The organism is Desulfosporosinus sp. FKA (assembly GCF_002196785.1).
Classification (GTDB): domain Bacteria; phylum Bacillota; class Desulfitobacteriia; order Desulfitobacteriales; family Desulfitobacteriaceae; genus Desulfosporosinus; species Desulfosporosinus acididurans.
Genome location: NZ_NAHZ01000022.1, coordinates 61,258 through 86,550, shown reverse-complemented (window position 1 = coordinate 86,550; position 25,293 = coordinate 61,258). Strand labels below are relative to the sequence as shown.

22 protein-coding genes and 1 other RNA gene are annotated in these 25,293 nt (G+C 40.3%); 11 read left to right on the top strand and 12 right to left on the bottom strand.

The window, feature by feature from the left end; genetic code table 11:
• Positions 1 to 9 precede the first annotated feature (9 nt).
• From B5771_RS06650 to B5771_RS06640, 3 genes are all read right to left on the bottom strand, one after another.
• Positions 10 to 738 carry a DUF4145 domain-containing protein gene (locus tag B5771_RS06650; protein ID WP_088186826.1) on the bottom strand — a complete coding sequence of 243 codons (729 nt, stop codon included), beginning with the start codon at positions 736 to 738 and terminating at the stop codon, positions 10 to 12.
• A gap of 550 nt (positions 739 to 1,288) precedes the next feature.
• Positions 1,289 to 3,079, bottom strand: coding sequence for a deaminase (locus B5771_RS06645; RefSeq protein ID WP_172408175.1), 1,791 nt, complete (start codon positions 3,077 to 3,079; stop codon positions 1,289 to 1,291).
• Between the two features lie 476 nt (positions 3,080 to 3,555).
• On the bottom strand, positions 3,556 to 4,032 hold the full coding sequence (locus B5771_RS06640; RefSeq protein ID WP_088186824.1) for a hypothetical protein: 477 nt from the start codon (positions 4,030 to 4,032) through the stop codon (positions 3,556 to 3,558).
• Positions 4,033 to 4,495: 463 nt separating this feature from the next.
• Between B5771_RS06640 and B5771_RS06635 the strand changes: the two genes are divergently transcribed.
• The 9 genes from B5771_RS06635 (at position 4,496) to B5771_RS06595 (ending at position 14,369) form a co-directional block, all read left to right on the top strand.
• Positions 4,496 to 4,978: a hypothetical protein gene (locus B5771_RS06635; protein WP_088186823.1), complete on the top strand. Its 483-nt coding sequence runs from the start codon at positions 4,496 to 4,498 to the stop codon at positions 4,976 to 4,978.
• Positions 4,979 to 5,044: 66 nt separating this feature from the next.
• Entirely contained in the window at positions 5,045 to 5,503 is a 459-nt protein-coding gene (locus B5771_RS06630; protein ID WP_088186822.1) for a JAB domain-containing protein, read from the top strand.
• 15 nt (positions 5,504 to 5,518) lie between these two features.
• Positions 5,519 to 5,842, top strand: coding sequence for a DUF960 family protein (locus B5771_RS06625; protein ID WP_088186821.1), 324 nt, complete (start codon positions 5,519 to 5,521; stop codon positions 5,840 to 5,842).
• Between the two features lie 128 nt (positions 5,843 to 5,970).
• Positions 5,971 to 6,402: a CopG family transcriptional regulator gene (locus B5771_RS06620; RefSeq protein WP_088186820.1), complete on the top strand. Its 432-nt coding sequence runs from the start codon at positions 5,971 to 5,973 to the stop codon at positions 6,400 to 6,402.
• A gap of 815 nt (positions 6,403 to 7,217) precedes the next feature.
• Positions 7,218 to 8,222 (top strand): hypothetical protein, encoded by a 1,005-nt coding sequence (locus tag B5771_RS06615; RefSeq protein WP_088186819.1) that lies wholly within the window; start codon positions 7,218 to 7,220, stop codon positions 8,220 to 8,222.
• Between the two features lie 172 nt (positions 8,223 to 8,394).
• A complete protein-coding gene (locus tag B5771_RS06610; RefSeq protein WP_088186818.1) occupies positions 8,395 to 10,998 on the top strand; it encodes a hypothetical protein in 2,604 nt (867 codons plus the stop codon).
• A 437-nt stretch (positions 10,999 to 11,435) separates the two neighbouring features.
• Positions 11,436 to 13,004, top strand: a complete 1,569-nt coding sequence (locus B5771_RS06605; RefSeq protein ID WP_088186817.1) for a recombinase family protein — start codon at positions 11,436 to 11,438, stop codon at positions 13,002 to 13,004.
• 576 nt (positions 13,005 to 13,580) lie between these two features.
• Positions 13,581 to 13,781: a hypothetical protein gene (locus tag B5771_RS06600; RefSeq protein WP_088186816.1), complete on the top strand. Its 201-nt coding sequence runs from the start codon at positions 13,581 to 13,583 to the stop codon at positions 13,779 to 13,781.
• 225 nt (positions 13,782 to 14,006) lie between these two features.
• On the top strand, positions 14,007 to 14,369 hold the full coding sequence (locus B5771_RS06595; protein WP_088186815.1) for a hypothetical protein: 363 nt from the start codon (positions 14,007 to 14,009) through the stop codon (positions 14,367 to 14,369).
• A gap of 266 nt (positions 14,370 to 14,635) precedes the next feature.
• Here the strand turns inward: B5771_RS06595 and B5771_RS06590 are convergent, their stop codons facing one another.
• Positions 14,636 to 15,295 (bottom strand): hypothetical protein, encoded by a 660-nt coding sequence (locus B5771_RS06590; protein ID WP_088186814.1) that lies wholly within the window; start codon positions 15,293 to 15,295, stop codon positions 14,636 to 14,638.
• A 230-nt stretch (positions 15,296 to 15,525) separates the two neighbouring features.
• Positions 15,526 to 15,876: a transfer-messenger RNA gene (ssrA, locus tag B5771_RS06585) on the bottom strand.
• 221 nt (positions 15,877 to 16,097) lie between these two features.
• Between ssrA and B5771_RS06580 the strand changes: the two genes are divergently transcribed.
• Positions 16,098 to 16,490, top strand: coding sequence for an Rrf2 family transcriptional regulator (locus tag B5771_RS06580; RefSeq protein WP_088186813.1), 393 nt, complete (start codon positions 16,098 to 16,100; stop codon positions 16,488 to 16,490).
• Between the two features lie 86 nt (positions 16,491 to 16,576).
• Positions 16,577 to 17,179 (top strand): methyltransferase domain-containing protein, encoded by a 603-nt coding sequence (locus B5771_RS06575; RefSeq protein WP_088186812.1) that lies wholly within the window; start codon positions 16,577 to 16,579, stop codon positions 17,177 to 17,179.
• A 111-nt stretch (positions 17,180 to 17,290) separates the two neighbouring features.
• Here the strand turns inward: B5771_RS06575 and B5771_RS06570 are convergent, their stop codons facing one another.
• From B5771_RS06570 to B5771_RS06540, 7 genes are all read right to left on the bottom strand, one after another.
• Positions 17,291 to 18,334 (bottom strand): ATP-binding protein, encoded by a 1,044-nt coding sequence (locus tag B5771_RS06570; protein ID WP_088186811.1) that lies wholly within the window; start codon positions 18,332 to 18,334, stop codon positions 17,291 to 17,293.
• A gap of 344 nt (positions 18,335 to 18,678) precedes the next feature.
• On the bottom strand, positions 18,679 to 19,749 hold the full coding sequence (gene cobD / locus B5771_RS06565; protein ID WP_088186848.1) for a threonine-phosphate decarboxylase CobD: 1,071 nt from the start codon (positions 19,747 to 19,749) through the stop codon (positions 18,679 to 18,681).
• A 7-nt stretch (positions 19,750 to 19,756) separates the two neighbouring features.
• Complete coding sequence (locus tag B5771_RS06560) at positions 19,757 to 20,674, bottom strand: GHMP kinase (RefSeq protein ID WP_088186810.1); 918 nt, start codon at positions 20,672 to 20,674, stop codon at positions 19,757 to 19,759.
• On the bottom strand, positions 20,674 to 21,231 hold the full coding sequence (locus B5771_RS06555; protein ID WP_088186809.1) for a cob(I)yrinic acid a,c-diamide adenosyltransferase: 558 nt from the start codon (positions 21,229 to 21,231) through the stop codon (positions 20,674 to 20,676). Before B5771_RS06555 ends, B5771_RS06560 begins: the two co-directional genes overlap by 1 nt.
• A gap of 5 nt (positions 21,232 to 21,236) precedes the next feature.
• Complete coding sequence (locus B5771_RS06550; protein WP_088186808.1) at positions 21,237 to 22,730, bottom strand: cobyrinate a,c-diamide synthase; 1,494 nt, start codon at positions 22,728 to 22,730, stop codon at positions 21,237 to 21,239.
• 38 nt (positions 22,731 to 22,768) lie between these two features.
• Positions 22,769 to 23,728: an adenosylcobinamide-phosphate synthase CbiB gene (gene cbiB, locus B5771_RS06545; protein WP_088186807.1), complete on the bottom strand. Its 960-nt coding sequence runs from the start codon at positions 23,726 to 23,728 to the stop codon at positions 22,769 to 22,771.
• A 10-nt stretch (positions 23,729 to 23,738) separates the two neighbouring features.
• Positions 23,739 to 25,274: a cobyric acid synthase gene (locus B5771_RS06540; protein ID WP_172408177.1), complete on the bottom strand. Its 1,536-nt coding sequence runs from the start codon at positions 25,272 to 25,274 to the stop codon at positions 23,739 to 23,741.
• Positions 25,275 to 25,293: the final 19 nt, after the last annotated feature.

Sequence of the window (25,293 nt, the reverse complement as noted above, 5' to 3'; positions counted from 1 at the left end):
TTCATCCCCCTACACTTTTAACCCCGCAATATAGAATAATTCTTCTATACAAACTCTATATGTTTGCTTTAGGTTATCAATATCACTTTTTCTAGTATTAAAATGGATTTTGTGAGCAGCGAAATTCCCTAAATCACGTATTAAGTCATATTCTTTTCGTGATCTTGAAATATGGAGAGTTTTATTTTGAATAGCGTTTGCTACAATTCTTTCTAACATAACATAGTCGCCATTTCCATCTTTAATCTGGTCTTGAACACCTTGCTTTTCATAAGCTAATATTAGAGATATCTCAAAAACGCGTCTCATAAGAACAGCGCAAGCATCGTAACAGTTATTGTTATAACTGCTATTGATCTGTTTTATTAGTATATCTAAAAATCCTCTTTTCCCTACAAACAGAGTTTCGTCTAAGACTTCGCTTGAAGATATAATTTCTTCGGTGTTATCGAATATATGGCCAAATTCAATTTGCAACTTTTGCTTGGCTAATGGTGTTATCATATACTCATTTTCTGTTCCGTTCTTTTTAAAGTCCTTTGATTTGGCGAGATATCCTTTTATTCGAGAGACATTAGATACTGGATGTCCTATTTCTTTTAGAATTTGCAAAATACCGTCCAGGAAGAACGAAGTAGTACCATCAGTTGTATTTTGATAAAAAGCCAACAGCCGTATTTTCTCCAATTCAGTTTTTTCGGATAGGCTAACAGCGGTTATGTATTGAAAAAGGTTCATTCTATCTCTCCCGATTCTTCAAATAAAATATTTTTTGTTATTGCATCTCCAGGTATTACTCAACTCTTCCTAGTTCAAAAACACGTTCTATACTAATTCTGTGCGCAAAGAAATGCACACATCTTTTGGATATATTCCATTTAGCAGCCGCTTCCCTATCTAAAATATAGTTTTCTCTAAACTGTTAATATTTTCATATAATTAGTCTAAACGGAGTTACAGTTGAAATCAAGTGTTTTAGAAGATGCGATAACTGAGTAAAAAACTTTAGTTAAAGCGTGGCCTCCTTTCCTAACCATACTCACGTTTATATCTTTTGTCCAAAATTCTTGCTTTTATTGAAAGCATATAATACAAATAATTGATCAGCACCCTGAAAACAAAGAAGATATATATTAACAATATTAGGTAGATGTGTCTCTGTAATAGATAAGAGGAAAAAATAATCCACCGGTTGTTATTCTACTAAAAAATCTTATCCCTGTTACTATTAGGCCTTTAGGGTTTGCTCGAAATCTACAATATTTCATAAAGTAACAACTTTTGTCCATTATACTAAGTCATCAATTTTCTGAGCTTCTTTTTTATCGTATAGAGGCTTATACAATTTAAAATAGCTAAAACTCTTTACACCTTCAAATTGCCTAATTTCAATACGCCGAATTCCATCTTTTAGAAATAGCCTTTCAGAAATGCTATTCGGATAGGGTTCGGTATAATAGACCGTAGTAATACCAGATTGGTTAATTTTTTTTGCGCATAATTCACATGGAAAAGTGGTTGTATAAATCTCACCGCCATGTACCCCCATACCTCCTCTCGTAGCTACTTGCAAAAGTGCATTTTCCTCTGCATGAAGAGATCTACAGTATTCTAATCTCTTAATTTTAAGAACCTGTAATACTTTTTCCTTTTCGGTCTGACTCATATCAGTTTTAGCAAGTTTTTCTTTGATTTTCTTTTCAGAAAGTACATCCTTAAAGCAAATTGAGTCATATTCTGAAAACTGTTCAAAATCTTCATTAGTGAGAAGTCCTTTAAAGAGTTCCATAGAAAACAATTCATTTTCTTCTTTTAAAAAGTCCTCTTTTTGCCTTAATCCACAACCTATCTGACCGTGAGCGACGTCATTCCAACCTACACCTAATACAAAGCCCGCTTTATCAGTAATTACTGCCCCTACTTTTCTCGAGATACATGATGAACGTAGACTCAATGAATATGCAAGATTCATAAACGTTTCCTCTTTGGTAGGTTGAACACACCCTGGTGAAGCAATTAAAGCATAATAACGAAGGAATTTATCGAATAGCTTCATGTCGAATTCCTCATTTGATTTATCATTATTAATGGCTATATCAGCTAAATAAAAGCATCTAGAAACATTCTGTTTATGTAAGTCTTTTATGTTAGAGTCATCACCCCAGTCACGCTCATTAATCTTTTTGAATATGTCAGCAAAATCTTCCCTTTTATGAAAAGAACCTCCAAGAATTGTACTGCCTAACCTTTCTTGTCTAGTTTTTTCACTTGCATACAAGGAAATTAGAAAAAATTGATCATATCTTCTAAAGAATTCTACCTCAGCAGGGTTCCTAAATGCATCTACAACAAAACAATTTGCCTTTTTACTATCTGCTCTATTCCGATAATATTTGATATACCTATTAACTTCTATCGCTATTAGGGGAAGATTTTCTAAATCTCCCTTAGAGTCGTCTGATATAAATGCAGATCCCGTCTTACGTATGTTGTTCCCAAAGATTTGAAGATGTAACTCGTCAATCCTATTGTTAAAAAAATCTCCTAACTCAATATCCGTTATTTCTTTTCGTATGTTATCTAGATCTTTAAACATTTCATCTATACTATTTAACTCACTATCCGATAATTTCTCAAATTTCTTATCACTTATATTATATATATGAATAATTTCAATCCACTTTTTTCTAAATTCCATGATTATTTCTGACAATTGAGGAAACGCTTCTGACCACTTATTGAATTCTTGTGCATATGATGTTTCTATAACTAGCTTGAGAATAATCGCAGACATTGAAACATATACAAACCTGGGATCCTTAACTTGATGGAGTACTCTAAGATATGCCCGTTGGTGATACAATTCCCTAAGTTGTTTACTATAATTTTCGAGTTCTAGTTCACACGTAGCTTCTTTCATTTGGTCACTGATATTTTCCATGTTTTTAATGACATTCTCATAGAACTGTTTTCTCTTTACTAAAACCGATGGATTGGTGCGAGTGATTATCTTAGCAAGAGTAGTACATCCTGCTCCTATCGGTCCTGTAAATCCCAAAATTAAAAATGGAATCTCCACAAATAATCTCCTCTTTTCTCTTACGGATAAATCTAAATGGATATCGGTATGATTCATATTCTGTGACTTTCTTGACACCTTACTAGGTATTGATCTAAGTTGCTAGGGCCCATGTTTTTCCTACTTTCACACTATTCCACAATAAATATGAAAATCCTCCAAAATATTATCAATAAATAGGTTCTTGCAAAGTAGTTACTAAAACGAAGGCCAACAACTATACATTTTTGCTTTGAAAAAAGCAGTCACTAGCTGCAAAACTTAGGAAAACTAACTTCAAAAGATTTTTGATTAATACCTTACCTTCCAAAGGCATGAATACCAAGGAAAGCGGATTAAATCTGCTCGCTGCATTCTCTACACAATGCAGCGAGTAAATACTGGTTAATATAGGCAAACCCTTACGTCCATAAACGGAGGTGGGTTTGCCCGTTTTTACATTTATGTAGAAGCCATTAATTTAACACCGAATCACACTAAGCATTTTTCAACCTGAAATTATCATTATCATTAAAAAAGTCTTCACACTTTTTCTTAGTCATCCTGACATTTGCCCCAAATAAATAGTATTTAACGTTTCCAAGTAGTAAAGCACAGCCAGTTTTATCATAATGAGCTACTTGCCTTGGAACGCTCAAATCTATTACATTCTTTCTAAATGTAGGGCTACCTCCTACATGAGGAGGCCTGGATACTGGAACGAGCTCAAGCTTTCCAAATTTCCCGGTCGGAGCATGAATTACATACTCAGCTACCCTTTCAATGTCATCTAAATTAGGTATTTTTATCGAAGATGCCTTTTGGTATATTTCTTCTGCCTCGTTAAAAAGTTGACCCTTGTTCCTAAATACCCCTTCATCATAAGCCCAGTAAAACCAATCTGGATCAAGGAATAAAATTTGAGGAAGAGTTTTACCTTGGTACTTACCGAAATTTAATATTGTCCAAGCCATACATAAAGCCCCTTTCTTTATTCAATCTCAACTATAAACCTTTTCTTTAGTTAATATTACGATATTTCTACTAATATTCATTATATTTCACCACAAAAACAAGTAGTACTAGTAACTAAAACTTTGATAGGCAAGCCCAGATTCTGATTGCAGAAAAAACCTAGAAAGCCACTATGAAGACCCGACAGGCAGCCTACATTGCATCTTTAGTGGCTACTATTACGCAAGATATGCGGCGGATTTACCAAACATAGAAGACATAAGGGAATAATCAAGCTCTTGAAACCCTACGAAGGAAAATTAAGGTAAAAATACTGGTCATTTACAGGAGAAACGGATATAACCAACCCTTTATTTCATGTAAATATACGGAAATAAAGCAGATATTATAATAGTAAGGACCTGCAGACGCGATGGAGAGTCCGCCGGATCATAGATCAAAGAAAGGAGAGATTACACAAACGTGAAAACTATCAAAGCGATAGCCGACCTAGAAGCCTTGGTAGGTTCGGGCGCGATCAGTGAGGCGTCCCTTACCTACGTAGGAAGGCTATTCCAGCAGATGTACGAAGCATTAGGTCAAGAGAAAAATATTGGAGAATTCAGTTTGGAGGAATACGGTTATATTGTAATACTGGAACAAGATGACGATATTCGAAATCTCAAAGGCATAGGGCTGACTCCAGAAGAAGGTGACCTGCTTGGTGAGTGGTTGGAATACGTCGAATTAGAGCGACTTTCAAACGGCCAAGAGATATGGAAAATTGGGTTATTATACGACAATGCATACTTTCAAACATTCATCTCCGAAGTTGGAAAACTTGAACCCGAAGTTGAGGCTTGGCTGTCTGAACAGCACCTTGAAACAGAGCTATTCACGAGCCAATCTTGGCGAAAGTTAGCAACCACTAAAGATGACCAAACTGACAATATAAACCAACATTGAAGCTCCGTTCCTATTCATTAGGGAACGGGGCATTTTTTATTCACATCAGAACAAGGAGGTTCAACAATGATTAACAATTCCGCTAAAAGAGTCAACTTGGTAAGCCTAAAATTAGTGAGAGAATCGAGCTTTCTCTATCAAGAAAGGTATGTGAATAGCCCTTCCGATGCCGCTAACATTGTGCGAGTCTTCTTGGAGGATGAACCTAGCGAGAGGCTTTGTGTAGTCTGCCTTGATACCAAAAATCAGCCCACGAGCCTAGCGATGGTATCCCAGGGAACCTTGAATAGCACATTGGTTCACCCAAGAGAAATTTACAAAGCCGCTATTCTTGGAAATGCCAATGCCATCATAGTAGCACATAGTCACCCCAGCGGTATTCCTACAGAGTCAAAAGAGGATATAGAAATAACCCGTGTACTGAAAAATGCTGGTAACCTCCTTGGCATCGAACTACTTGACCATGTCATTATCGGAAGCGATGGTCGGTATGTCAGCCTCAAGGAAAAAGGACTACTTGATTGAGAAAGGAAATAGAAGATGTTCGAAAAAGATCATCGCTATATGACAAGAAAAGTTATAGAAAAAGTACCGGAAGAGGTTCAAAAGCTTGTTTGGGACATACTAGACCTCTTCATAAATCGCCGAGAACCAGCCGAAATTGACTATCTACAGGTCTTCAGTCTGTCAATTACAATCGCAAATGGTAAAGAAATGCAACAAGTGACTCATCAACAGGAGCAGCCCCAGTTTCTGCAGACAATGATCTTTGAAGTGAATCAACCAATAGAAGCAACACTATATGCCTATGGAGAAAAAGAGCTTACAACTCTTATGTTCTCTGAAGATTACTTGCAAGTATAAGCTCGCTAAAAGTAGGGTCTCCCCTACTTTTTTCCAGACACCCACTCAAACGTAAACATAATATTAAAGTCGGCTCTATGGTCGACTAAAAAATCGTCGAGCAAGTCGACTAAAGGGAGGCAATCAAAATGAAAGAGTGCATGCCATCGGGCTTTAACATGCGGAGACGGCGACATATTGTCTTAGGAACACCAAATGAGAACCCGGAAATGGAAAATCACCTCCACGGAATCAGTTGGCCCGAGTCCCCGAATCAGTATGATCCCACTGATGACGACATGGAAGTGTTCGAAAATAGGACTACCGGAAACACAAATAACTCGGGTAATATTCCAGAGGATTGTGAGTCTAAGCGAATATCCATCCGTGGGAGGGAGCTTTCGGTAGGGCCACTCGAGAGGCCACGTTCACTCTCAAAAGAGGGGCAGAAAATTACTGTGTATCTGAACAAAGACTTGGTTGAAGCCATAAATTCACTCAAGAAGGCCAAATTTGTGCCGAGTATCAGTTGGCTCGTTACCGAAGCCTTAATATACTACCTTACTGAAAAAGGTAATTGAATGATTGGGATAAGTTTGCAAAAGAAAATTGGTGGCATAAAAACCAAAAAATTGTGTTCCCCATTCCTCTAATCTGTAGAAGGATCAGCCAAAATGCCGACGGTGTCGATAGTGCCAGAAAGTCATGTAACAGTTATTAGTAATTTACTTGTTCCTAAAAAAGGACTGTATAGTTTGAAAAACAAGCTTTGAAATTCAGAGAAAATAGGCATAAAAGTATGATTTCCGGAGCAAAAACGAAATGTCCAATTTCAGTGTAATATGCTGTGAGGCCTTTCCGTGAGGACTTGCTCGCGGAAAGCTTTGAACAATAAGAATTATACAAATATTTCCAACCAAAAACAAGGAAATCTGAGGTTTGCTAGATAAGTATAGTAAAGCTATACTTAGAACAAGTTAAAATCGTTGCAGGGAGATAGCAATACTCCCTGATAACCTGCTCTGATAAACGGAGTATCGTTATTGGTGGCCGCGAGGCACGCATGGGTGGACCCATTCGGGACCTAACTGGAACCTCGGGCAAAAGTCATTTGAATGCCAAATAATTGGTAAATATGACGCCACCGATGACCCTTTCAAGGAAATTCACGGATCCAAAGAAGATCTGAAGTTTCCTGATAGAGGTCATCGGTGGCGTCTTTTTTTTCTCATGATGCCACTCACGATTTTACCAAACCTCATCACAACTCAAAGTCCCCGACATCAAAAATGCCCATCGGTAACAAAGGTCCTTTCTATAATAACCATCACCTTCGGTACCAAAAGCATCAGTAAGTGTAGGGGAGAAAAATCAAAAAGAAGGAGCGAATGAAAAAATGTTTACAAACTTAATTTTGAAAACGGATGATCCTAAATTACTTCCAAACACTTCTGTCAACCTCGAAGGTGATATCTTCAAAAATCTAGCCGTTCGCCCAGATTCGTTTCAAGTTGGAAACAGCAACTCTTCTACTATACTGAACTGGAATCTACCATTTAGAGTTACCCCTTCTAGCGCCCAAGATAAGGAGACCATGCTCGCTAACTTTAACGATTACTTAGCTCACGCAACTTATTTAAGCCTTTTGAAGGACTCCTCTCTTGAATTCTGCCTTAATCCCTCTGCCATTTCCAATTGTACTGGAGAGTCACAATATAACAAGGTTCTTGGAATTGAGCATCTATCTCGACCCGTCGATTTCTCCAAGATTGAGGAAGTCCATCAGTCAGCGGGAGAAACGTTAGGTATCTTAGATATACGCCGACCTATTGATAAAATCACTCAACAGCAAGTGCTTTTGCAAAATGATTTATGTAGCAAAAACAACGTTCTTCCCAAGGATACTTCAATTCTGGAAGAGTTTCTCGATGATATACGCTATTGGGCATTCCCCATCTATAAGTTGTCTTTCTTGTTTTTTTCTTATAGAGGTCGTGAGCTTGAAGATATTCCATCGGCGGAGTTCGCTGATACAATACGCCAATTTTATAGCGAGCTTCAAAATGTGATTTTACCTCCAACTCAAGTCTTTGTTTGGGGAAACCGTCTGGAAGCTTGTTGGGAATTTCCTACTCCAATCATTCCAAATTCGGATGAGGACACTATCAATCTAATCTTAAACTTTCTGCAATTTATTCACTATTTAAACTTGGGTACTGGAAAACTTAACGGAGGCATGTTCTACGACGACCCTCAGCACCTCAATCGAGCAGATTATCTGTTTACTTGCATCTTAGGTTTATCAAACAAAATAAAGCTAGTTGACTGTAATTCTTTTAAGACCATCGAGCCAGCGACCGATAATACCGTTGACTTATATGACTTTGCCCACTTACTTTAATTTCTAAAATTAATAAGCAGTAGCAATGACCACTTAGGCCATTGCTACCTAAAGATATTCAACCCCCCCTAAAATCCCGACGGTGGCGAATATCCCTAATAATATTAGCTTCACTTTCGGCACCGACGGCATTTTTGGGGACAAAAGGCGAATTAAAAGGGGTAATTGCAAAATGGACGATAACCTATACGAAGAAATTAAGCGTGGGCTAGTGAACATCTTCCTGCCGGGTGACGTGAGAGAACTTCGAGTCCTCACAAACAAGGGGACATATTCAGGGTATTTCGATGACTTAGATGCCTTAACCGAAGCCGCTGCAGAATTTGATGGAAAAAACAACGTCTACTTCACCATTAATCCCGTCAACCCTGCTCTGCTGTCCAGAGCGGAGAATCGGATAGCATCGAGAGTACGTAACACTACTTCGGATGCAGACATCAAGCGCATTGAATACCTTCCAATTGATTTAGACCCATCAAGACCATCCGGAATCTCTTCAATGGACAAGGAGCACGAGCTTGCTCATAAAATGGCGCTTACTATTAAAAAGTATCTCAGTAAACTCGGCTTTCCAGATCCGATCTATGCCGATTCTGGAAATGGGGCACATCTCCTCTACCGGGTTGACCTTCCTAACGATGAACCCAGTAGGGATTTGATTAAAAAGTCTCTTCAGCTCTTGGATCTAAAATTCAGCAGACAAACAATTAGTGTTGACACAACCACATTTAATCCGGCTAGGATATGGAAACTTTACGGTACAATGGCTTGCAAAGGTGACGACACGGTTGATCGACCTCACCGTAGATCTAAAATTAAAGATTGTCCCGATTCGATTCAGGTTGTTAATCGAAAACTTCTTGAAAAGCTTGCCGCCTTGATGCCAGAAATGACCGTCCCTAAGAAAACAGGCAAATCCGAAGGAACGGGGATCAACGTTAAAGACAAACTTAAAGAATACGATATTGAAACGACTATTGTTTCACGATGGCAGAACAAGGCTACAAAGTACATTCCTAAGGTCTGCCCTTGGAATCCAGATCACACGAACCGTAGCGCTTACATCATTCAGTTCGATGGGGGGCAGATTGTTGCGGGATGCCATCATACTAGTTGTTCAGGAAATGACTGGCACTCTCTGCGCGACAAGTATGAACCTGGATGGCAGCGCAATTCTCAACAAGACAGCAACAATGGTGATGAACAACAAGAGTCTGCTTGTGATATCTTAATCCGTATTGGTCAAAAAACAAAACTCATGCACGATGGTGTCGAAGATGTCTACGCCGAGATAAGTAACAATGGACATACTGAGATTTTGAAACTTAATAGTCGCAAATACAAGATGTGGTTAACAAAAGAGTTTTTCGACGAGACAGGCAAAGCTCCAGGTTCTGATTCAATGACCGCAGCCCTCAATACTCTACAAGCGAAGGCTTTTTACGATGGTGAATTTCTCATTACAAACCGACGGGTTGCCGGAGAAGATGGCAAATTCTACTATGATCTAGCTGGCCAAAATCCTCGAGTTATCTGCATTGCCTCTAATAGATGCAGTATCCTAAACAGCCCTCCTAGACTATTTGTACGATCTAAAAACATGAAGGGGCAGGTCGAGCCTGATTTCGATGGTGACTTCAACCTAATCAATAAACACTTCCATTTCAAAGATGAAGACGATAGGATTCTCTTCACAGTGTACCTTATCTCCTGCTTTGTCCCGGACATCCCACATCCAGTACTTGTTCTCTCCGGCGAAAAGGGGGCGGCTAAATCTACTTCCATGAGAATGGCAAAGGCGGTTGTAGACCCTGCCGGACAGGACCTTCTCATAATGCCAAATAGCATTGACGATCTAGTACTTGCATTATCCAACAGCTATATGCCCTGCTTTGATAATTTGGATCGGATCACATGGGAAAAAAGTGATATTCTCTGTATGGCAAGTACTGGCGGATCGTTCTCTAAGCGTAAACTCTATTCCGATGATGATGAAACGATTCTCTCCTTCAAACGATGCGTTGCCGTGAACGGAATCAATGTCGTCGCTACCAGGCCGGACCTCCTCGATCGATCCATCGTACTCGAGTTAGAGCGAATCGAAAAGAGCCAACGCAAGGCTGAATCCCAAATATGGAATGAGTTTAACAGCGATCTTCCGCAGATCGTTGGGGCTGCGCTCAATACCCTCTCCAAGGCAATGATAATCCACCCAACTGTTAATCTGGATGACCTTCCAAGGATGGCTGACTTCGCACGGTGGGGCTACGCCATTGCCGAAGTACTTGGGATTGGCGGAAGTAAATTTATCAAAGCATACAAGAAAAACCAAAGTAAAGCAAATGAAGAAGCGGTCGCAGCGCATCCTGTGGCTGAAGCCATAGACGCAATGATGCGCAAGCGATCACAATGGGCTGGAACAACAACAGAACTATTAACCACTCTCGAATTTATCGCTGATAAAGAGAAAATAAACACTAGGCATGGTCTCTGGCCAAAATCTGCATCAATCCTAAGCCGTCGACTCAATGAAATCAAGTCAAATCTTGAAGATAAAGGAATTTACTTTGATAAGCGTGTAGGTAATTCAAAAGAGTTAATGATTCGAAACATCAATGTTCAAACAGCTTTAGTAAAAGGAAAGGTTGTTCCGATGGATGGTTCAACACTTAGTGCAGATGAAATAAAAAGCTTAACAATGGTCAAAAAAAAGAAAAAAAGAAAGTCATCTAATATACCACAGTTAGAATTGCCAGAAGAAAACGACATGCCTTAGTTGTAGATGGACAATAAAAGCGACGAAATTCCGAAGTATTCACGTCACCAAATCTCCGTCCAAAATGCCGACGGTGCCGAAGTTCACTCCATCAAATCGAAAAAATATTACCATCAGCACCGTCGGCAAATTAGGTCAAAAACAAAAACGAATTCAACTGAACTACGTTTCTTGTTTGCAACAAATTAAAAAGGGTGTGTGAGCAATGACTTACTTTGTTACCACAACGATCTCCAGAGAAAAATTGCGAATGCAGAATTATGAATCCGACACTATTATCTCAACTCCGATTACGTTAGAAAATGAGAGCCCAAAAAACTATTATTGCTCAGTTATTGAATTATTGGCTCTAATGTGCTCAAAATAGGTTCCCGTTTTTACCTACCTTTTAGACCTATATTATATCTTTGTACAAGAGAAAAGGAGGTGTTCGCACTATGGACACATTAAAAGCAGCTGCCTACGTCAGATTCTCTTCGGATAATCAGCGTGATGAGTCTATCGACGCACAGATTCGTGCTATCAAAGACTATTGCAAACACAATGGGTATGACGTTATCAAGATTTATGCCGATAGAGCCAAATCTGCAACCACCGATAAAAGGCCTCAATTTCAGCAAATGATTCAGGACAGCAGCTTGGGGGTGTTCGACGTGGTCATCGTACACAAGCTAGATCGCTTTAGCCGCGACAAATATGATAGTACTACCTATAAACGCAAGTTAAAAAAGAATGGTATCAGGCTAGTCTCAGTCACAGAGAACCTTGACGGAAGTCCCGAATCCGTCATTCTGGAGTCACTCCTGGAAGGAATGGCAGAATATTATTCAAAAAATCTTGCCAGAGAGGTCATGAAAGGCTTGAAGGAAACCGCCTATCAGTGCAAACATACTGGCGGTACTCCCCCATTAGGTTATGACATTGATCCAACTACAAAAAAGTACGTTATCAATGAAGCTGAGGCCAAAGCAGTTCGTGAAATCTACTCTCTGTATCTGAATGGCTACGGTTACAGAAGGATGATAACCGTTTTAAATGAGAAAGGTTACAAGACCAAGAAGGGAAAACCCTTTGGCAAAAACAGCATCCATGAGCTTCTAAGGAACGAAAAATATGCGGGAACCTATGTCTTCAACCGTTCTGCCAGCAAGGACGCATTCAATAATAGAAACAATCATCAAAACAAAGATAATGATTCGATCATTAGAATTGAGGGTGGAGTCCCTGCTATTATCTCCAAGGAAGATTTCCAAACTGTCCAGACTAAAATGGCTAACAATAAAAAGAGACCCGGTTTCTATCGGGCTAAAGAAATCTATCTACTCAGCGGGCTGATTTTTTGCGGTGAATGTGGTCATGCCATGCAAGGAAACCATAGGCGCGAAAGTAAAACTAGGCCAAAGTATATCTCCTATCGCTGCGGGAATCGTGACAGAACCAAACAGTGCGACAACAAAGAGATCCGCAGGGAATATATCGAGATGTACGTCTTGGACCAGTTGGAGAAGCGGCTCTTTAATGAAAAGGCCATTCCTCACTTAGTTCAAATGCTAAACGATTACCAATCTAAATATAGCTCTAAGATAAATAAAGAGGCTTCAGATATGGAAACTAGATTGGCAGAAGTCAAAAAGCAAATCAGTAATATCGTTACTGCCATTGAAAAGGGGTTCTACCAAGAATCCTTCAAAACCCGGATGTCTGAGTTGGAAGATGAAAAACAGTCTATCGAGATTTTCATTCAGCAATTGAATGCTAAGAATTCGACAACTCAGATTACGGAAGATAACCTTCGGCAGATCCTATCAGTGTTCAAGCAATTCGTAACTGAAAAGAACATTCCTGAGTGTAAGAAATTCATCGATAATTATGTGAATAAAGTTCTTGTTTATAAAGACCACATTGAGGTGGTCTTTTCTCTTTGTCTTGGAAAGGATATCGCTGCATACACGTTCGATTCCAATATTTCGAAGTTACAGCTATTTCAAAAGTATCACGTTGCCTAATAATAGATGAGGTTGTCCAAATGCATACACTCAATAGAATGAGCCAACTACAAAGCATTCAAGAAATGCCCGTTTAAGTGCAACAAGTAGTAGTTGAAGCGGTTAGTATCCAAGAACAGAATATGGACCTGATTTAGATGCAAACAACGGCTTCGGTGGCTTTGTAGTCGTTTTGCAAGCAGAATCTGATCTAATTCCCTTCACACGCCTACTAAACGAATACTTCATAAATCCTGACAATGTTCTTCCTGAATATGTAGAAACTATTGTTTGCTCTGACGGACAAATCTATAGTAATATCCTTATCCTATGCGTCTCTGATTTTAGCATAGTTGTAATATGTCCCCTATCATTAACTCCTGAGAATCTAAAGAAGTACATTGTAAAATAATTGCCATTAACTATTTAGATTAGTTAATAACAATTTAGATTGATTTAATCAACACTTAATTTCATAGGCTTAATGATTACCATGTAAACTCCAACAACAAAGCGAGCAAGGAAATGTTGGACATATATTTCAAATGGCAATAATCAGTTTTACCATTTACCCATAAAATGTTAGGAGGAAATAAAATGGAAATTGGGATCCAACTCATGCGGAAAATTACCATTATGGTAGCCAAAAAGAGACCAGACCTACTTATGGATTCTGGTTTGAGATACAGTGTTTTGGGCTACCAGGGCACAGGCCTTTTGGTAAAGAATGACAAGGCCAGGTTTGTTTCGATTAATATAAATGACCCAGATTTAATAATATATTCCATTGAAAATTAGGATTTAGATTGCCAGTAGTGACGGAGAGAAACATCCCGGAGTGCAAGAAATTCGTTGATAATTACGTAATAAAGTTCTTGTTTATAAAGACCACATTGAGGTGGTCTTTTCTCTTTGTCCAACAAAAAGGTACAACTGTATATACATCCGGTTCCAACATTTCAAAATCAAAACTGTTTAAAGAGTATCACGTAGCCTAACAAATTACTGAGGGGGATGCCAAAAATGTATAGAATCAATAAAATCCATCAACTACCACAAATCTTAGATATGCCAAATGAGGTTCAACAAGTTATAACTGAAACCGTTCTGATCCTAGAAACAGAGTACGGGCCTCATTTAGCAAACAACGGTTTCGGGGGCTTTGTAGTCGTTCTATCTTCAAAAGAAGATCTGCCCAGTTTACAACAACTATTAAGCGAATTCTTCATTGATCTTGAAAAAGTAATCCCTGAATATGTAGAATCCGTTGTTTGCTCAGACGGGCAAATCTTTACCAATACACTTATCCTATGTGGCTCTGATTTTAGCATTGTAATCATAAGCCCCTTATCAATAACACACGAGAAGCTAAAGGAATACATGTAATTACAATTGCCATTACTAATTTATTTAGTAATGGCAATTTACATTTTATAACACTTATATTTCGTGATTTCTTTTGATGAAAGTTGATCAGGCAACATGGAAAAAAGCAAAATTCCCCAGTAAGATAAAAAGAGGTCTTTTCAAGCACCCTATCTCAAATGTCCAAGAAAGAAGATAAAAAAATCGTTAATCTTTACAAAGAATAACCAATGTCACCCCTGTTAGAAACTACTACAATTTTTTCACCCCAGAGGATATGATAAAGTTCAAGAAAGTAATTTAATCCTACTAGCGAGAATATTTAACGATTTAAGTGTTTCAGCGATTTCCACAGTCAAGCCTTCCTTTTGCTCCAAATATAATTCTTCAAGCGACTTATCACTAGGATTGGATAAAGATCTAACTCTGTGTAATGCCACCATCATTCCCTGGTACCAAAAATCCAAACTCTTACGAGAAGGACTATCCAATTGTACATTGAAGGCAGCTATCTCTTCGGAATTCATAAGGTTAATTTTATTTCGGTTATTCTTTATTCTCTCAATAATTACCTCTTGGGCATCGCTATCAAGTTTCCCCAGTTCCTCATCCAAACCAGTCTTCAAAAGATCTTGAATATGATATGAATTAATTTCTCCTTTGGTAAATTTATCTTTAAGCCTATCCTTAAGGTGGCTCTTTATGTTTATCGCGTCGATTTTCTTTGACGCTCGTTCTTCGGTGGTACCATCTAATTTCTTTCTCCTTTTGATAAGCTCATATTGTTCATACAAATTATCTTCAATTTTCATTTTAGCGGTAGAGGCTTTACCTTTCATACTTTCAAGTTTATCCATGTAAGTTTTACAGAACGCAATAAATTGATTCTTTTCTTTAGGGTCTACAACAAGTTCATCGAGAGAACCAGTAATTTCATCCTCAAACAAAATACTCACCCCCGTAATGAAAGTATTCAGAGTGAGATTTGTCCTATTACCAATGGATTCTTTAGATATGTCATATCATTGAGCAAAGCGATCTCATCAAAAATAACCAATGAAAAAGTTTGATGAAGATCAGAACGACGATCCTCTCATGCAAAAAGCCTTGAGCTGTACAACTTCATGTACCTCAAGGCTTCGTTATTATGTATCTCCACCTAATTCGTGGGTTTGATTGGTGGAGGCGAGGGGAATTGCACCCCTGTATCGAAGAGCGGCCACAAAAGCGTCTACGCGTGTAACCTTTATTTTAAATTTCGCCGCTTATGACTCCTAAAGGCAAGGATTCATTTCAGGCTAGCTCGATGATCTTAGCTAATGTCGCCGAGCATTGACATTAGAGCGTCCTACTAATTTGACACCCTGACCCTTCACCGTAGGCCAGAAGGCAGGATGCTAGCGGCACTTAGGCAGCTAAAGCGAAATTATCTTCGTTAACTATTTGTGTCCACCGTTTAACGAGACCAGGTGGAATCTCGACGCGCAACCTTTGCCATCGCTTCCCCGAGCGAGTCTAAAACGCCCCCGTTTGAATGTTACTTTCACAGTATAACATATTAAAATTTAATGCCAACTGGATGTTTATGGTTTTCTTGTTATTTTTGTTCAATAAGAAATATATTTATTGTTATAACCAGCGAACGCCAAAAACGTTATAATTGCTTAAAAATTCATATTGACACAACAAAACTCATTATGTATGATTGTAGACAAATACAGTCCGCAATATCTTTATGGAGGAGCTGCTATGAAGTATACAAAAGCAACAAATTATGCTTTGCATATTATAGCCTATTTCATTAAGCAAGAAGGCAAAGACAATTTAAGCCTTCAACCTTTAGCCAGTCACATGAATATATCACCTACCTACCTGTCCAAGATACTCACTCAATTAGTCAAGGCTGACCTTATTCAGTCTACACCAGGAGTAAATGGAGGCTATAGTCTTAGGAAGCCCAAAACCGAAATAAGTTTTTTTGATGTCATTCAAGCCATTGAAGGCAGTGGTGCACTTTTCACTTGTGAAATGGACGAGAATCGAACTTGTCACATAGAAAAGGTTATGAGAGACGCCGAAGAGAAAATGCAGAACCATCTTAAAGAACAACGTATCTTCGACGTTGTCTCAAAAATGAGTTAAGAAGCGTAGGCAGTTTTAACTGCTCACTTTTTTAGCACAATTGTAGATATTTACAGTCTACATTATATTTTATAGGGGGTTTTATTATGAATCACATGCATCATCACAACGAACTGGATCAAAAATTTTTAAGCAAAATTGCCTTTTTAGATAGTAGGCAAAGGGAGCAGCTCATACCACCTGAAGCACTTATTAGCCAAATGCCAATTCAAAAAAACCATACTCTACTCGACGTCGGTGCTGGCTCAGGTTTTTTTACAATTCCTATGGCAGAAAGTACATCTAGCATAGTGTACGCTATGGATCCCGATAGGCGTATGCTCAGCGTCATAGAAGATAAGGCTAAGGAAAAAGGACTTACTAATATTGAACTGATTCAAGATTATATTGAAAATTTGAGCATTCAAAATAATAGTATTGATTTTGTTATGGCATCCCTAATCCTCCACGAAGTAAGTTCACTGACAAAAGCACTCACAAATATATTTGAGGTATTAAAAGCAGGAGGGCACTTGTTATGTCTGGAGTATGAAAAGGACGACTTGATAATAGAAGGTCCTCCAATGCCCATTCGTATTGCTTCAACGGAACTCGAAAAAGTATTGTCATTAATCGGATTTGACATTGTAGAGAAGACTAAAATTAATGATGCTATATATACTGTTTTAGCAGTTAAAAAGAATAATTAAATGGAAACAAAATACCCCCCCTTGTCCTTATCTTACACGACCTATGCTCGGTCGCGACCGAAAGTTAGAAACTTTAATCGATCGTACTTGAAAAAACTTATGTTTTATATTTTAGACAGAAAATAACACACAGAAGTTTGTTCCGCTATCATTTGAAAAAATATGGATATTCGCTTTATGTGTCGCTGCAATTTTATAGCATGTTGCCAACCCCAACCCAGTTCCATTGTCTTTAGTCGTAAAAAAAGGAGTCCCTAACTTATTAAGATTTTCTGAAGGAATACCACATCCTTCATCCTCAATTGAAAGAACTACCTGCTGCCCCTGAATATACGTTTTAATAGTCAGGCACCCTCTTTCTCCCATTGCTTCAAGCCCATTACGGGTTAAATTAAGAACCAGTTGGGAGATTTCTTTTCTGTTTAATTTTTGATTGGGAATTACCCCTGGAATGAAACAAACTTGTTTATTTTGAGTAAAAGCATCTGCCTCTACTAGTGGGTATAAATTTCTTATGATATCATTAAGATTTTGAAATTTAAACTCAATTCTTTTTGTTTGGGCAAGCGAGAGAAATTCTGTGATGATTTCGTTAGCACGATCAAGCTCTGAGATCATCAGATCGAAGTTTGGTTTTTCCTCAATGTATTTAGTTTTTGCGCCCAAAAGCTGAAGGTAGCCACGTACTGTTGTCATAGGATTCCTTATTTCATGTCCTATACTAGCAGCTATCTGTCCTATCAAATTCATCCTTTCCAATTTTGACACTTCGTTTTCAAAATTCCTTAGTTCGGTTATATCATTAGCTACACTTAAAATACATTTCTGCCCATTAAAATCTATTACATCAGCTGAAAATAACCCTAAACGAATAATCCCATTTTTTGTTCTAAAATTAGCCTCAACGTTTTTTAATGTTCCTTGTTTAATTAGTAATTCCGATACTCTCACTCTAGTTGTTGTATCGAAAATGTTAAGTTGAACTGAACTCCGACCAACTGCTTCAAATGATGAGAAACCTGTTGATTCCTCAAAACATTTATTCACTTTTATATAACATCCATCAGGTATAGTGCTTATAGCCATTAAGCAAGGACTTGCATTGAATGCTATATCCAAAAGTTTATATTCTCTATCAATTGAATTGTTTATCATTTGGCCACCCCAATTGAACTTGTAGATGTTCTTTTATGATTCAGCCTATATCTTTAAAATATTTGGATTTCTACAATAACACATACATTTTAACATTACTAATAACTCAAGATTTACATAATTTGTCGTTTCTAAAAATAAATATAAAAAGATCGATTCGCTATTTAACCTCTAAGCTTTAATTACAGAAACAAAAGCATGTTATTAATTATAAAAGCGACACGGAATAAACGTGCCGCTCCTTATAATTTAGTTGGTCTATATCAAATATCTCGAAGGTTTCCCGTAAAAGAGGCCAATGAAAAGAAGGATGATGAGGTACTACTATCAAAGAAATCCTTTAACTATAGGTAAAAACCTTTAAGACCTTCAATCAATTTCTGCATAGCCGGGATATCCTTAATGGCAACTCTGATAAAATCCCCCTGCAAACCGGCAAAATTGCGGCAATCACGGACAAGAATTCCTCTCTTCCCAAGATAGGGAATTAATTCGGAAATGGAAGAGTCCAGAACCTTAAGCAAAGCAAAATTCACTGCCGAGGGATAAATCCGCAGATAATTGAAGCAAGCCGCTTCAAATTCGTGATAAAAATAGGATCGGCTTGCTTCGATCTTATTTCGTACTTCGTCTGAATACTTCTGATCCTTAAGTGCCGAAATCCCGGCTTTTTGAGCAAGGGCATTAACCGACCAAGGATCGCGAAAGCCTTCAAATTGGGCTAACAGTGATCGCTCAGCAAAAGCAGCCCCTAAACGCAATCCAGGGATGCTGTAGAATTTTGTTAAGGAATATAAGACAATAAGATGTTTATAATTCCTTAAATAAGAGCGAGCAGATGTGTACTGCCCGGGAGGTAAAAAATCGAAAAAGGACTCATCGAAAAGAATTTTACAATCCATCTCTGCGCAAAGCTTAAGAATTTGTGCGAAGGCTTCCTGTTGTAAGACACTTCCGGTAGGATTATGAGGAGAACATAGAAATAAAAGATCACAGTCCTTTAACGTTTCCGACCATTGTTCTTTTGTTAAATGGCAGCCGTTCCAGCCCTCTGCTCCCAAAGTGATATAACACACCTCAGCTCCCACCGATCGAGCTGCTCGTTCGTATTCGCTAAAGGTAGGCAGCGGGATAGCTACTTTGCGTGGCTTTAGGGCATTTACAATAGTAAAGATTAATTCACCGGCACCGTTACCGACCATTATTTCTTCAAGAGGAAGTTCTAAATGACTTGCAAGGGCTGTTCTCAAGGCCAAACACTCAGGATCAGGATAACTTACAATTTCCTTGAGACTTTCGTTCAAAGACTCCCAAACGCCTTGTGGAGGTCCAAAGGGATTAATATTTGCCGATAAATCGATAAAGTCATGTAAACCATAGTTTTCCTGAGCTTTTCTAAGATTACCGCCGTGCACGATGATGTCACCCCGCATTTTCTCTATACTTTAGATTCTTGGTTATAATTCCTCCAGGATGGCTGTTAAAGACATCGAGATATACAGGATTGAATCGCTGCTGAACCTCACGCTGCAGATGGCTGCGAAGTGCCCGTTCAACAGATTCCGAGGCTGGAAAAACTCCGGCCAGCAACGTTCCGCTGTGAGCTGTTACTACACCTAAGCCACCGTTTTGCAGAACCCAATCAAGAAACGGTTTAAATTGAGGTTTGGGATTTATCTCAAGATTGCATTGAGCACTTATTGTCCCAGATATAGCTAATTTTTCGATATCCCCCTGCTCAATTCCTTCCAAAGCTAATTTGTAGGCTCTTTGAATCGCACCTTCAAAACGACGGTAATGTCCTCCAAGTCCCGGGCGGGCATTAAAGGCTTTAGTATCGATTGAACCGCCCCAATCCAGAGCTAAAAACAAGGCGGGTATGGAAGATCCCAGAAAACGATAGTTATGTCTTTGAACATGTTCAAGGGCAGTAATTCCGGGAAACATTACACTGTCACTTGGCTCTATGCGCAAAGCTAATTTCATCACTTGCTCTGGAGCAGGATTTTGATCTAAGGCCAGTAAAAGAGCGGCGGCAGCAGCTGAAATATCGGCCGTTGAACTGGCCATTCCTTTCCCTTCCGGAAGCTGTTGAAGAAATTCGACTTGTCCCCCTAACGTTTTCAAGCCCAAATCTTCCTTGAGCAATTCCAGGACCTGAAGAACTTTCGTTTTATGCTGAGGGAGATCCCATTGGCCGCCGTGCGGGTTAAGGGTCACTTTGATCTCCGCAAAACGATCGATGGGACAATCGACAAGAAATGGAACTCCCCCGTGAGCCCCTTGTACCCATTCCCCGCATGTTCCCGGACACCGGGCTAAACCGACCGAGAAATTCATTAATATTCAATCCCCCTACGACTGTGTACCCCTTGAGCAAAAGGATGCTTTACCGAGTTTAAGTCCCACCAGGAATCTACCCAAGGTTCTATTGCTTCGGGCATTCCCCTGCCTGTTAGAATCCAGCGTATAAGAGTGTTAGCTGAAATAAGTTCCTGCAGTCGCTTGAAGCTCAAAAAACCTTTATTAAGAGCATGACTAACTTCATCTAAAATAATGAGGTCATAGCTGTTACTCTTAGCTTCTTTGATGACATAGTCGCAGGCCATCTTGACAAGATCATTGGCGATCTCCGGGTCGCGATTTTGACGAAAGCATTCACCACATCCTGTACAATGCTTCAGTCCGGTGCGAATCATTCCCGACCAACGACATCCTACACCGAACTGAACAAGGGGAATTCCCAACCGATTAAGAGCCATAAGCTCGCCGCTATACGTACTCCCCTTAAGAAATTGTACCATAAGCACCTTTTTACCTTCGGAATAGGCCAGTACCGCGTCCCCGATCGCTGATGTAGTTTTTCCTTTGCCCTGACCCGTGTAAACTGTAATCATTTTAATCATCCCCTCCGTTGAGAGGTAAACCAATGCTGCATTAATTCAGGCTGTCCGGCAAAGTTGAGATGAAGGTAAGAAGCCACAAGATTGTCCCGCACATATCCCTCCAGGCGATCCGGTTGTTCTCCTTTAAACAGTTCGTAAACCGCCGGAACTTCTGATTCATAGGTAACTCGTGAGTAATGGAATTCATGGCCCTGAACCACGGTTCCCCTGGGTCCAAGGAAATTATCTTCTCTGAAAACACCTCTGCGATAACCTATACCTTGCAAGCGTTTCGCCATTTCTGCTTTCATAGGAATGAGACCAGCCATGGGAAGTTCTTTTCCTTCAAAACTTGTGATTGATTTCCCTAAGTACATATAGCCGCCGCATTCCGCATAAATAGGTTTCCCGCTTGCTGCAAAGCCGCGCAGGGAGTCAAGAAAGGAAATATTATCACTCAACTCTTGGAGGTGCAGCTCAGGAAAGCCACCTCCGAGAAAGATTCCATCCAGGTCATCCGGCAGAGCCAGATCGTGCAAAGGGCTAAAAGGTATGAGCGAACAGTTCAAACCTTCGGCAAGATCCAATGCATCTTGGTAATAAAATAAGAAGGCCTCATCCCAAGCTAACCCCAAACGAAATTTATGGTCGGACGCCTTAAGATCTAATAAGTCACCCCTACGATTTACATATCCAGATTCGCCCTGTTTCAGATTATTATTCTTAAAAATATCAATATGGTTTAAGTCCTCAATACCAGGATTTAAACCAAAGGATAACCCATCATTGTAATTATTATTGTCAGCTTGCGTGATTTCTGGGAAATCAGGTGCCTGAAGCATGATTTTTTCGATCTGCTCAAGATCAAGGTACTTTTGCATAAATTCAGCGAGGGACTCAATGAATCCTTCCAGTAAGCCACCTTCTCCAACAGGAATTAAGCCCAAATGTCTCTCCGGCAGGTGAAATGATGTTTCTTTCGGCAGGACTCCAAGTACAGGAATTTTAAGTTCTAAAAGGGCTTCTCGGATTATTTTTTCCTGGGCCGGTGACTTAACGCGATTGAGAATGACCCCTTGAAGACTCACCTCAGGATCATAGGTTTTGAATCCATGCACCAAAGCCGCTGCACTTCGGGACATGGATGAAGCATCAACAATTAGTATTATCGGAGCTTTGAGGAGCTTCGCCACATCGGCGGTACTGCCAAAACCGGCAGTTCCGCTCATGCCGTCGAACATTCCCATGACACCTTCGATCACTGCCCAGCGATCCTGTGAACTTTGCAGAAAAACCGAAGGAAGACGGTCTCCCAGCAGCCAACGGTCAAGATTACGTGATGGTCTCCCGGTCGCAGCTGCATGATAACTAGGATCAATATAATCGGGGCCGACCTTATACCCTTGAATCGGACGCTGGCGTTTTTTTAACGCTGCCATTAATCCTGTTGCCAGAGTAGTTTTACCCACGCCGCTGTGTGTGCCTGCCAGAACAAGGCGAGGAATCTTCACGTCACCGCCCCCCTTTATGTTTAGTTCTAATATTTCCGTTAACGTAACCAATAAGTTAAACCCAGTGCCGGCAGCAAGGACAGCCAAGTCGCTAACCTGATCAGCTTTTGACAGAGGATAATGTCTTTGAAGTTCGATTCATGCAAGACATCTCCCATTTCTGCCCGGTGGTGCGGGCGGCCGTGATAGATATTGATGCCGCCAAGCTGAACTCCCAACAATCCGGCCACAATGCTTTCCGGATTTCCGCCATTAGGGCTCGGATGGCCTGAGGCATCTCGCCGCCAAATTTTATAGGCCCGTCTGACGGGAAGTCTCTGGAACCATCCTGCTAAGAGCAGGAAGAAAACAGATAAACGTGCCGGGATATAATTGGCCCAATCATCCGTGCGGGCCGAAAACCAGCCAAAATCTTCATACTGTTCATTGCGGTAACCAACCATAGAATCCAAAGTGCTGACCGCTTTAAAAGCCATTGCCAAAGGAGCCCCTCCCAGTGCCGCGTAAAAAAGCGGCGAGAGAATCCCATCGACGAAGTTTTCAGCCAGTGTTTCCAGCGTACCCCGGACAATGTCCTTTTCGCTGAGATTGGATGTATCACGGCTGACAAACCAGGAAAGTTTGACTCGAGCCTCTTCCATATTCCTTTGTTCTAAGGGCTTTAGAACACTTTGTCCTGCATCTGGGAGAGATTTGCCCGCCAATGTTGTAAAGATAAAATAGGCGCTGATGATAAAACCTAGGATAGGATGGATCGTCTTTGCTCCGTAAATAATGGCCCATGTCACAAGATAGCTCCCGCTTACAACTAAAACTGTGAGCAAAACGCCTTTCCTTCGTCTTGAGTTTCCTGGCCCATGATTAAGCTTTCCTTCTAAAAAGGCTATAATTTTGCCGATCATCACCACAGGATGAGGCCAATTTGGCGGGTCACCAATTATTTGATCGCAAACAAACCCGAGAAAAACCGTAAGAGTCAGATAAGGAATTGCTGTCATCATCCTTCTCCTAGCTATTTGCTTGAGATGATGATTGATCATTTTGCGGCAGTCCCATCATCCTGCGGATACGTTCAAGATCAACGTTTTGACGCACGAGATCAGCTAATTCATTAAAGGCCGATTCCCTCAGGGCGGCCTGAGACTGAGTCGCTGTGCAGGGGCGTGTGCGGTCTTTGCGCTGCCAAAGCCAATTCAAAAGAGACGTTCGCAAATGATCATTGTCAAAGATCCCGTGTAAATATGTTCCGTACCCGTTCCCTGCCTGTAATCCGTCCGGATAGGATACCCCGTTCGACGTTAACTCAAAAAGCGGTTCCTGGCCTTCATCAAGTATGGAACGTCCCATATGAATCTCATAACCTGCCACAGACTCCCCGGTACACCCTTGGAAAAAGCTTCTTGTGGATTGGATGGTCCCTTTACTCTGGACCGTATGTTTTTGAGGATAAAATTCGGTAACCATAGGAAGAATTCCCAGTCCCGGCACTTCTTCCAAATCAGATTCCGTATGGAGAGGGTCCTTCACCAAACGCCCCATCATTTGATAGCCTCCGCAGATTCCGATGATGGGCAGATCCTCTTTCCAGGACTCAAAAATCTGATTTCCCAAGCCACTTTCGTGTAAAAAGCGCAAATCTGCGAGAGTGTTTTTACTGCCGGGAATAATAATTAAATCTGGATGGCCTAAATTGCCAAGTTCCGTAACATAACGTACGGAAACATCAGGTTCGTCCTGCAAAGCATCGAAATCAGTGAAGTTAGAAATATAGGGCAAGCGAATAACTGCAATATCCAACTGATCTGCGCTGGACATGGCAGGCTTTTCAGCCGCCTCGCTGATGGCGACAGAATCTTCATCGGGAATGCGTATTTTAAAATAAGGAACGACACCGACAACAGGTATCCCCGTTCTTTCTTCAATGAAATCCAGGGCCGGCTGAAGAAGAGCCAGTTCTCCCCGAAATTTATTGAAGATAATTCCCTTAATCAAAGCTCGTTCTTCCGGTTCAATTAATTCCAACGTCCCCACCACAGAGGCCAAAGCTCCGCCGCGGTCGATGTCGGCTACTAACAGGACAGGGGCTTTCGCCTCCATGGCTACGCGCATGTTCACGATGTCATTGGATTTAAGGTTTACTTCCGCCGGGCTTCCTGCCCCTTCGATGACAACGATTTCATAGTCATTGAGTAATTCATGCAGAGCTTTTTGGGCATGAGGCCAAGTCAAACGCTGGTATTCCCCGTGATAACGCAGGGCCGTCACATTTCCTTGGGATACTCCCATAATGACGACTTGAGAACCTTTGGGTCCGCTGGGTTTCAATAAAATCGGATTCATGCGCACATCAGGATCGACTCCAGCCGCTTGGGCCTGAACCACCTGCGCCCGCCCCATTTCTCCCCCTGCTGCGGTAACAAAGGAATTAAGCGCCATATTTTGGGCTTTAAAGGGACTCACTCGATAACCTTCTTGATAAAAGATCCGGCAAAAAGCAGCCGCTAACACGCTTTTCCCCACACTGGAGGAGGTTCCCTGGACCATGAGCCTGGCCGCTGTTTGT

Coding starts and splice junctions, on each gene's coding strand:
- B5771_RS06650 (WP_088186826.1), bottom strand. CDS start 738: ATGAACCTTTTTCAATACATAACCGCTGTTAGCCTATCCGAAAAAACT.
- B5771_RS06640 (WP_088186824.1), bottom strand. CDS start 4,032: ATGGCTTGGACAATATTAAATTTCGGTAAGTACCAAGGTAAAACTCTT.
- B5771_RS06630 (WP_088186822.1), top strand. CDS start 5,045: ATGATTAACAATTCCGCTAAAAGAGTCAACTTGGTAAGCCTAAAATTA.
- B5771_RS06625 (WP_088186821.1), top strand. CDS start 5,519: ATGTTCGAAAAAGATCATCGCTATATGACAAGAAAAGTTATAGAAAAA.
- B5771_RS06620 (WP_088186820.1), top strand. CDS start 5,971: ATGAAAGAGTGCATGCCATCGGGCTTTAACATGCGGAGACGGCGACAT.
- B5771_RS06615 (WP_088186819.1), top strand. CDS start 7,218: ATGTTTACAAACTTAATTTTGAAAACGGATGATCCTAAATTACTTCCA.
- B5771_RS06610 (WP_088186818.1), top strand. CDS start 8,395: ATGGACGATAACCTATACGAAGAAATTAAGCGTGGGCTAGTGAACATC.
- B5771_RS06605 (WP_088186817.1), top strand. CDS start 11,436: ATGGACACATTAAAAGCAGCTGCCTACGTCAGATTCTCTTCGGATAAT.
- B5771_RS06600 (WP_088186816.1), top strand. CDS start 13,581: ATGGAAATTGGGATCCAACTCATGCGGAAAATTACCATTATGGTAGCC.
- B5771_RS06595 (WP_088186815.1), top strand. CDS start 14,007: ATGTATAGAATCAATAAAATCCATCAACTACCACAAATCTTAGATATG.
- B5771_RS06580 (WP_088186813.1), top strand. CDS start 16,098: ATGAAGTATACAAAAGCAACAAATTATGCTTTGCATATTATAGCCTAT.
- B5771_RS06575 (WP_088186812.1), top strand. CDS start 16,577: ATGAATCACATGCATCATCACAACGAACTGGATCAAAAATTTTTAAGC.
- B5771_RS06570 (WP_088186811.1), bottom strand. CDS start 18,334: ATGATAAACAATTCAATTGATAGAGAATATAAACTTTTGGATATAGCA.
- B5771_RS06560 (WP_088186810.1), bottom strand. CDS start 20,674: ATGAATTTCTCGGTCGGTTTAGCCCGGTGTCCGGGAACATGCGGGGAA.
- B5771_RS06555 (WP_088186809.1), bottom strand. CDS start 21,231: ATGATTACAGTTTACACGGGTCAGGGCAAAGGAAAAACTACATCAGCG.
- cbiB (WP_088186807.1), bottom strand. CDS start 23,728: ATGACAGCAATTCCTTATCTGACTCTTACGGTTTTTCTCGGGTTTGTT.
- B5771_RS06540 (WP_172408177.1), bottom strand. CDS start 25,274: ATGGTCCAGGGAACCTCCTCCAGTGTGGGGAAAAGCGTGTTAGCGGCT.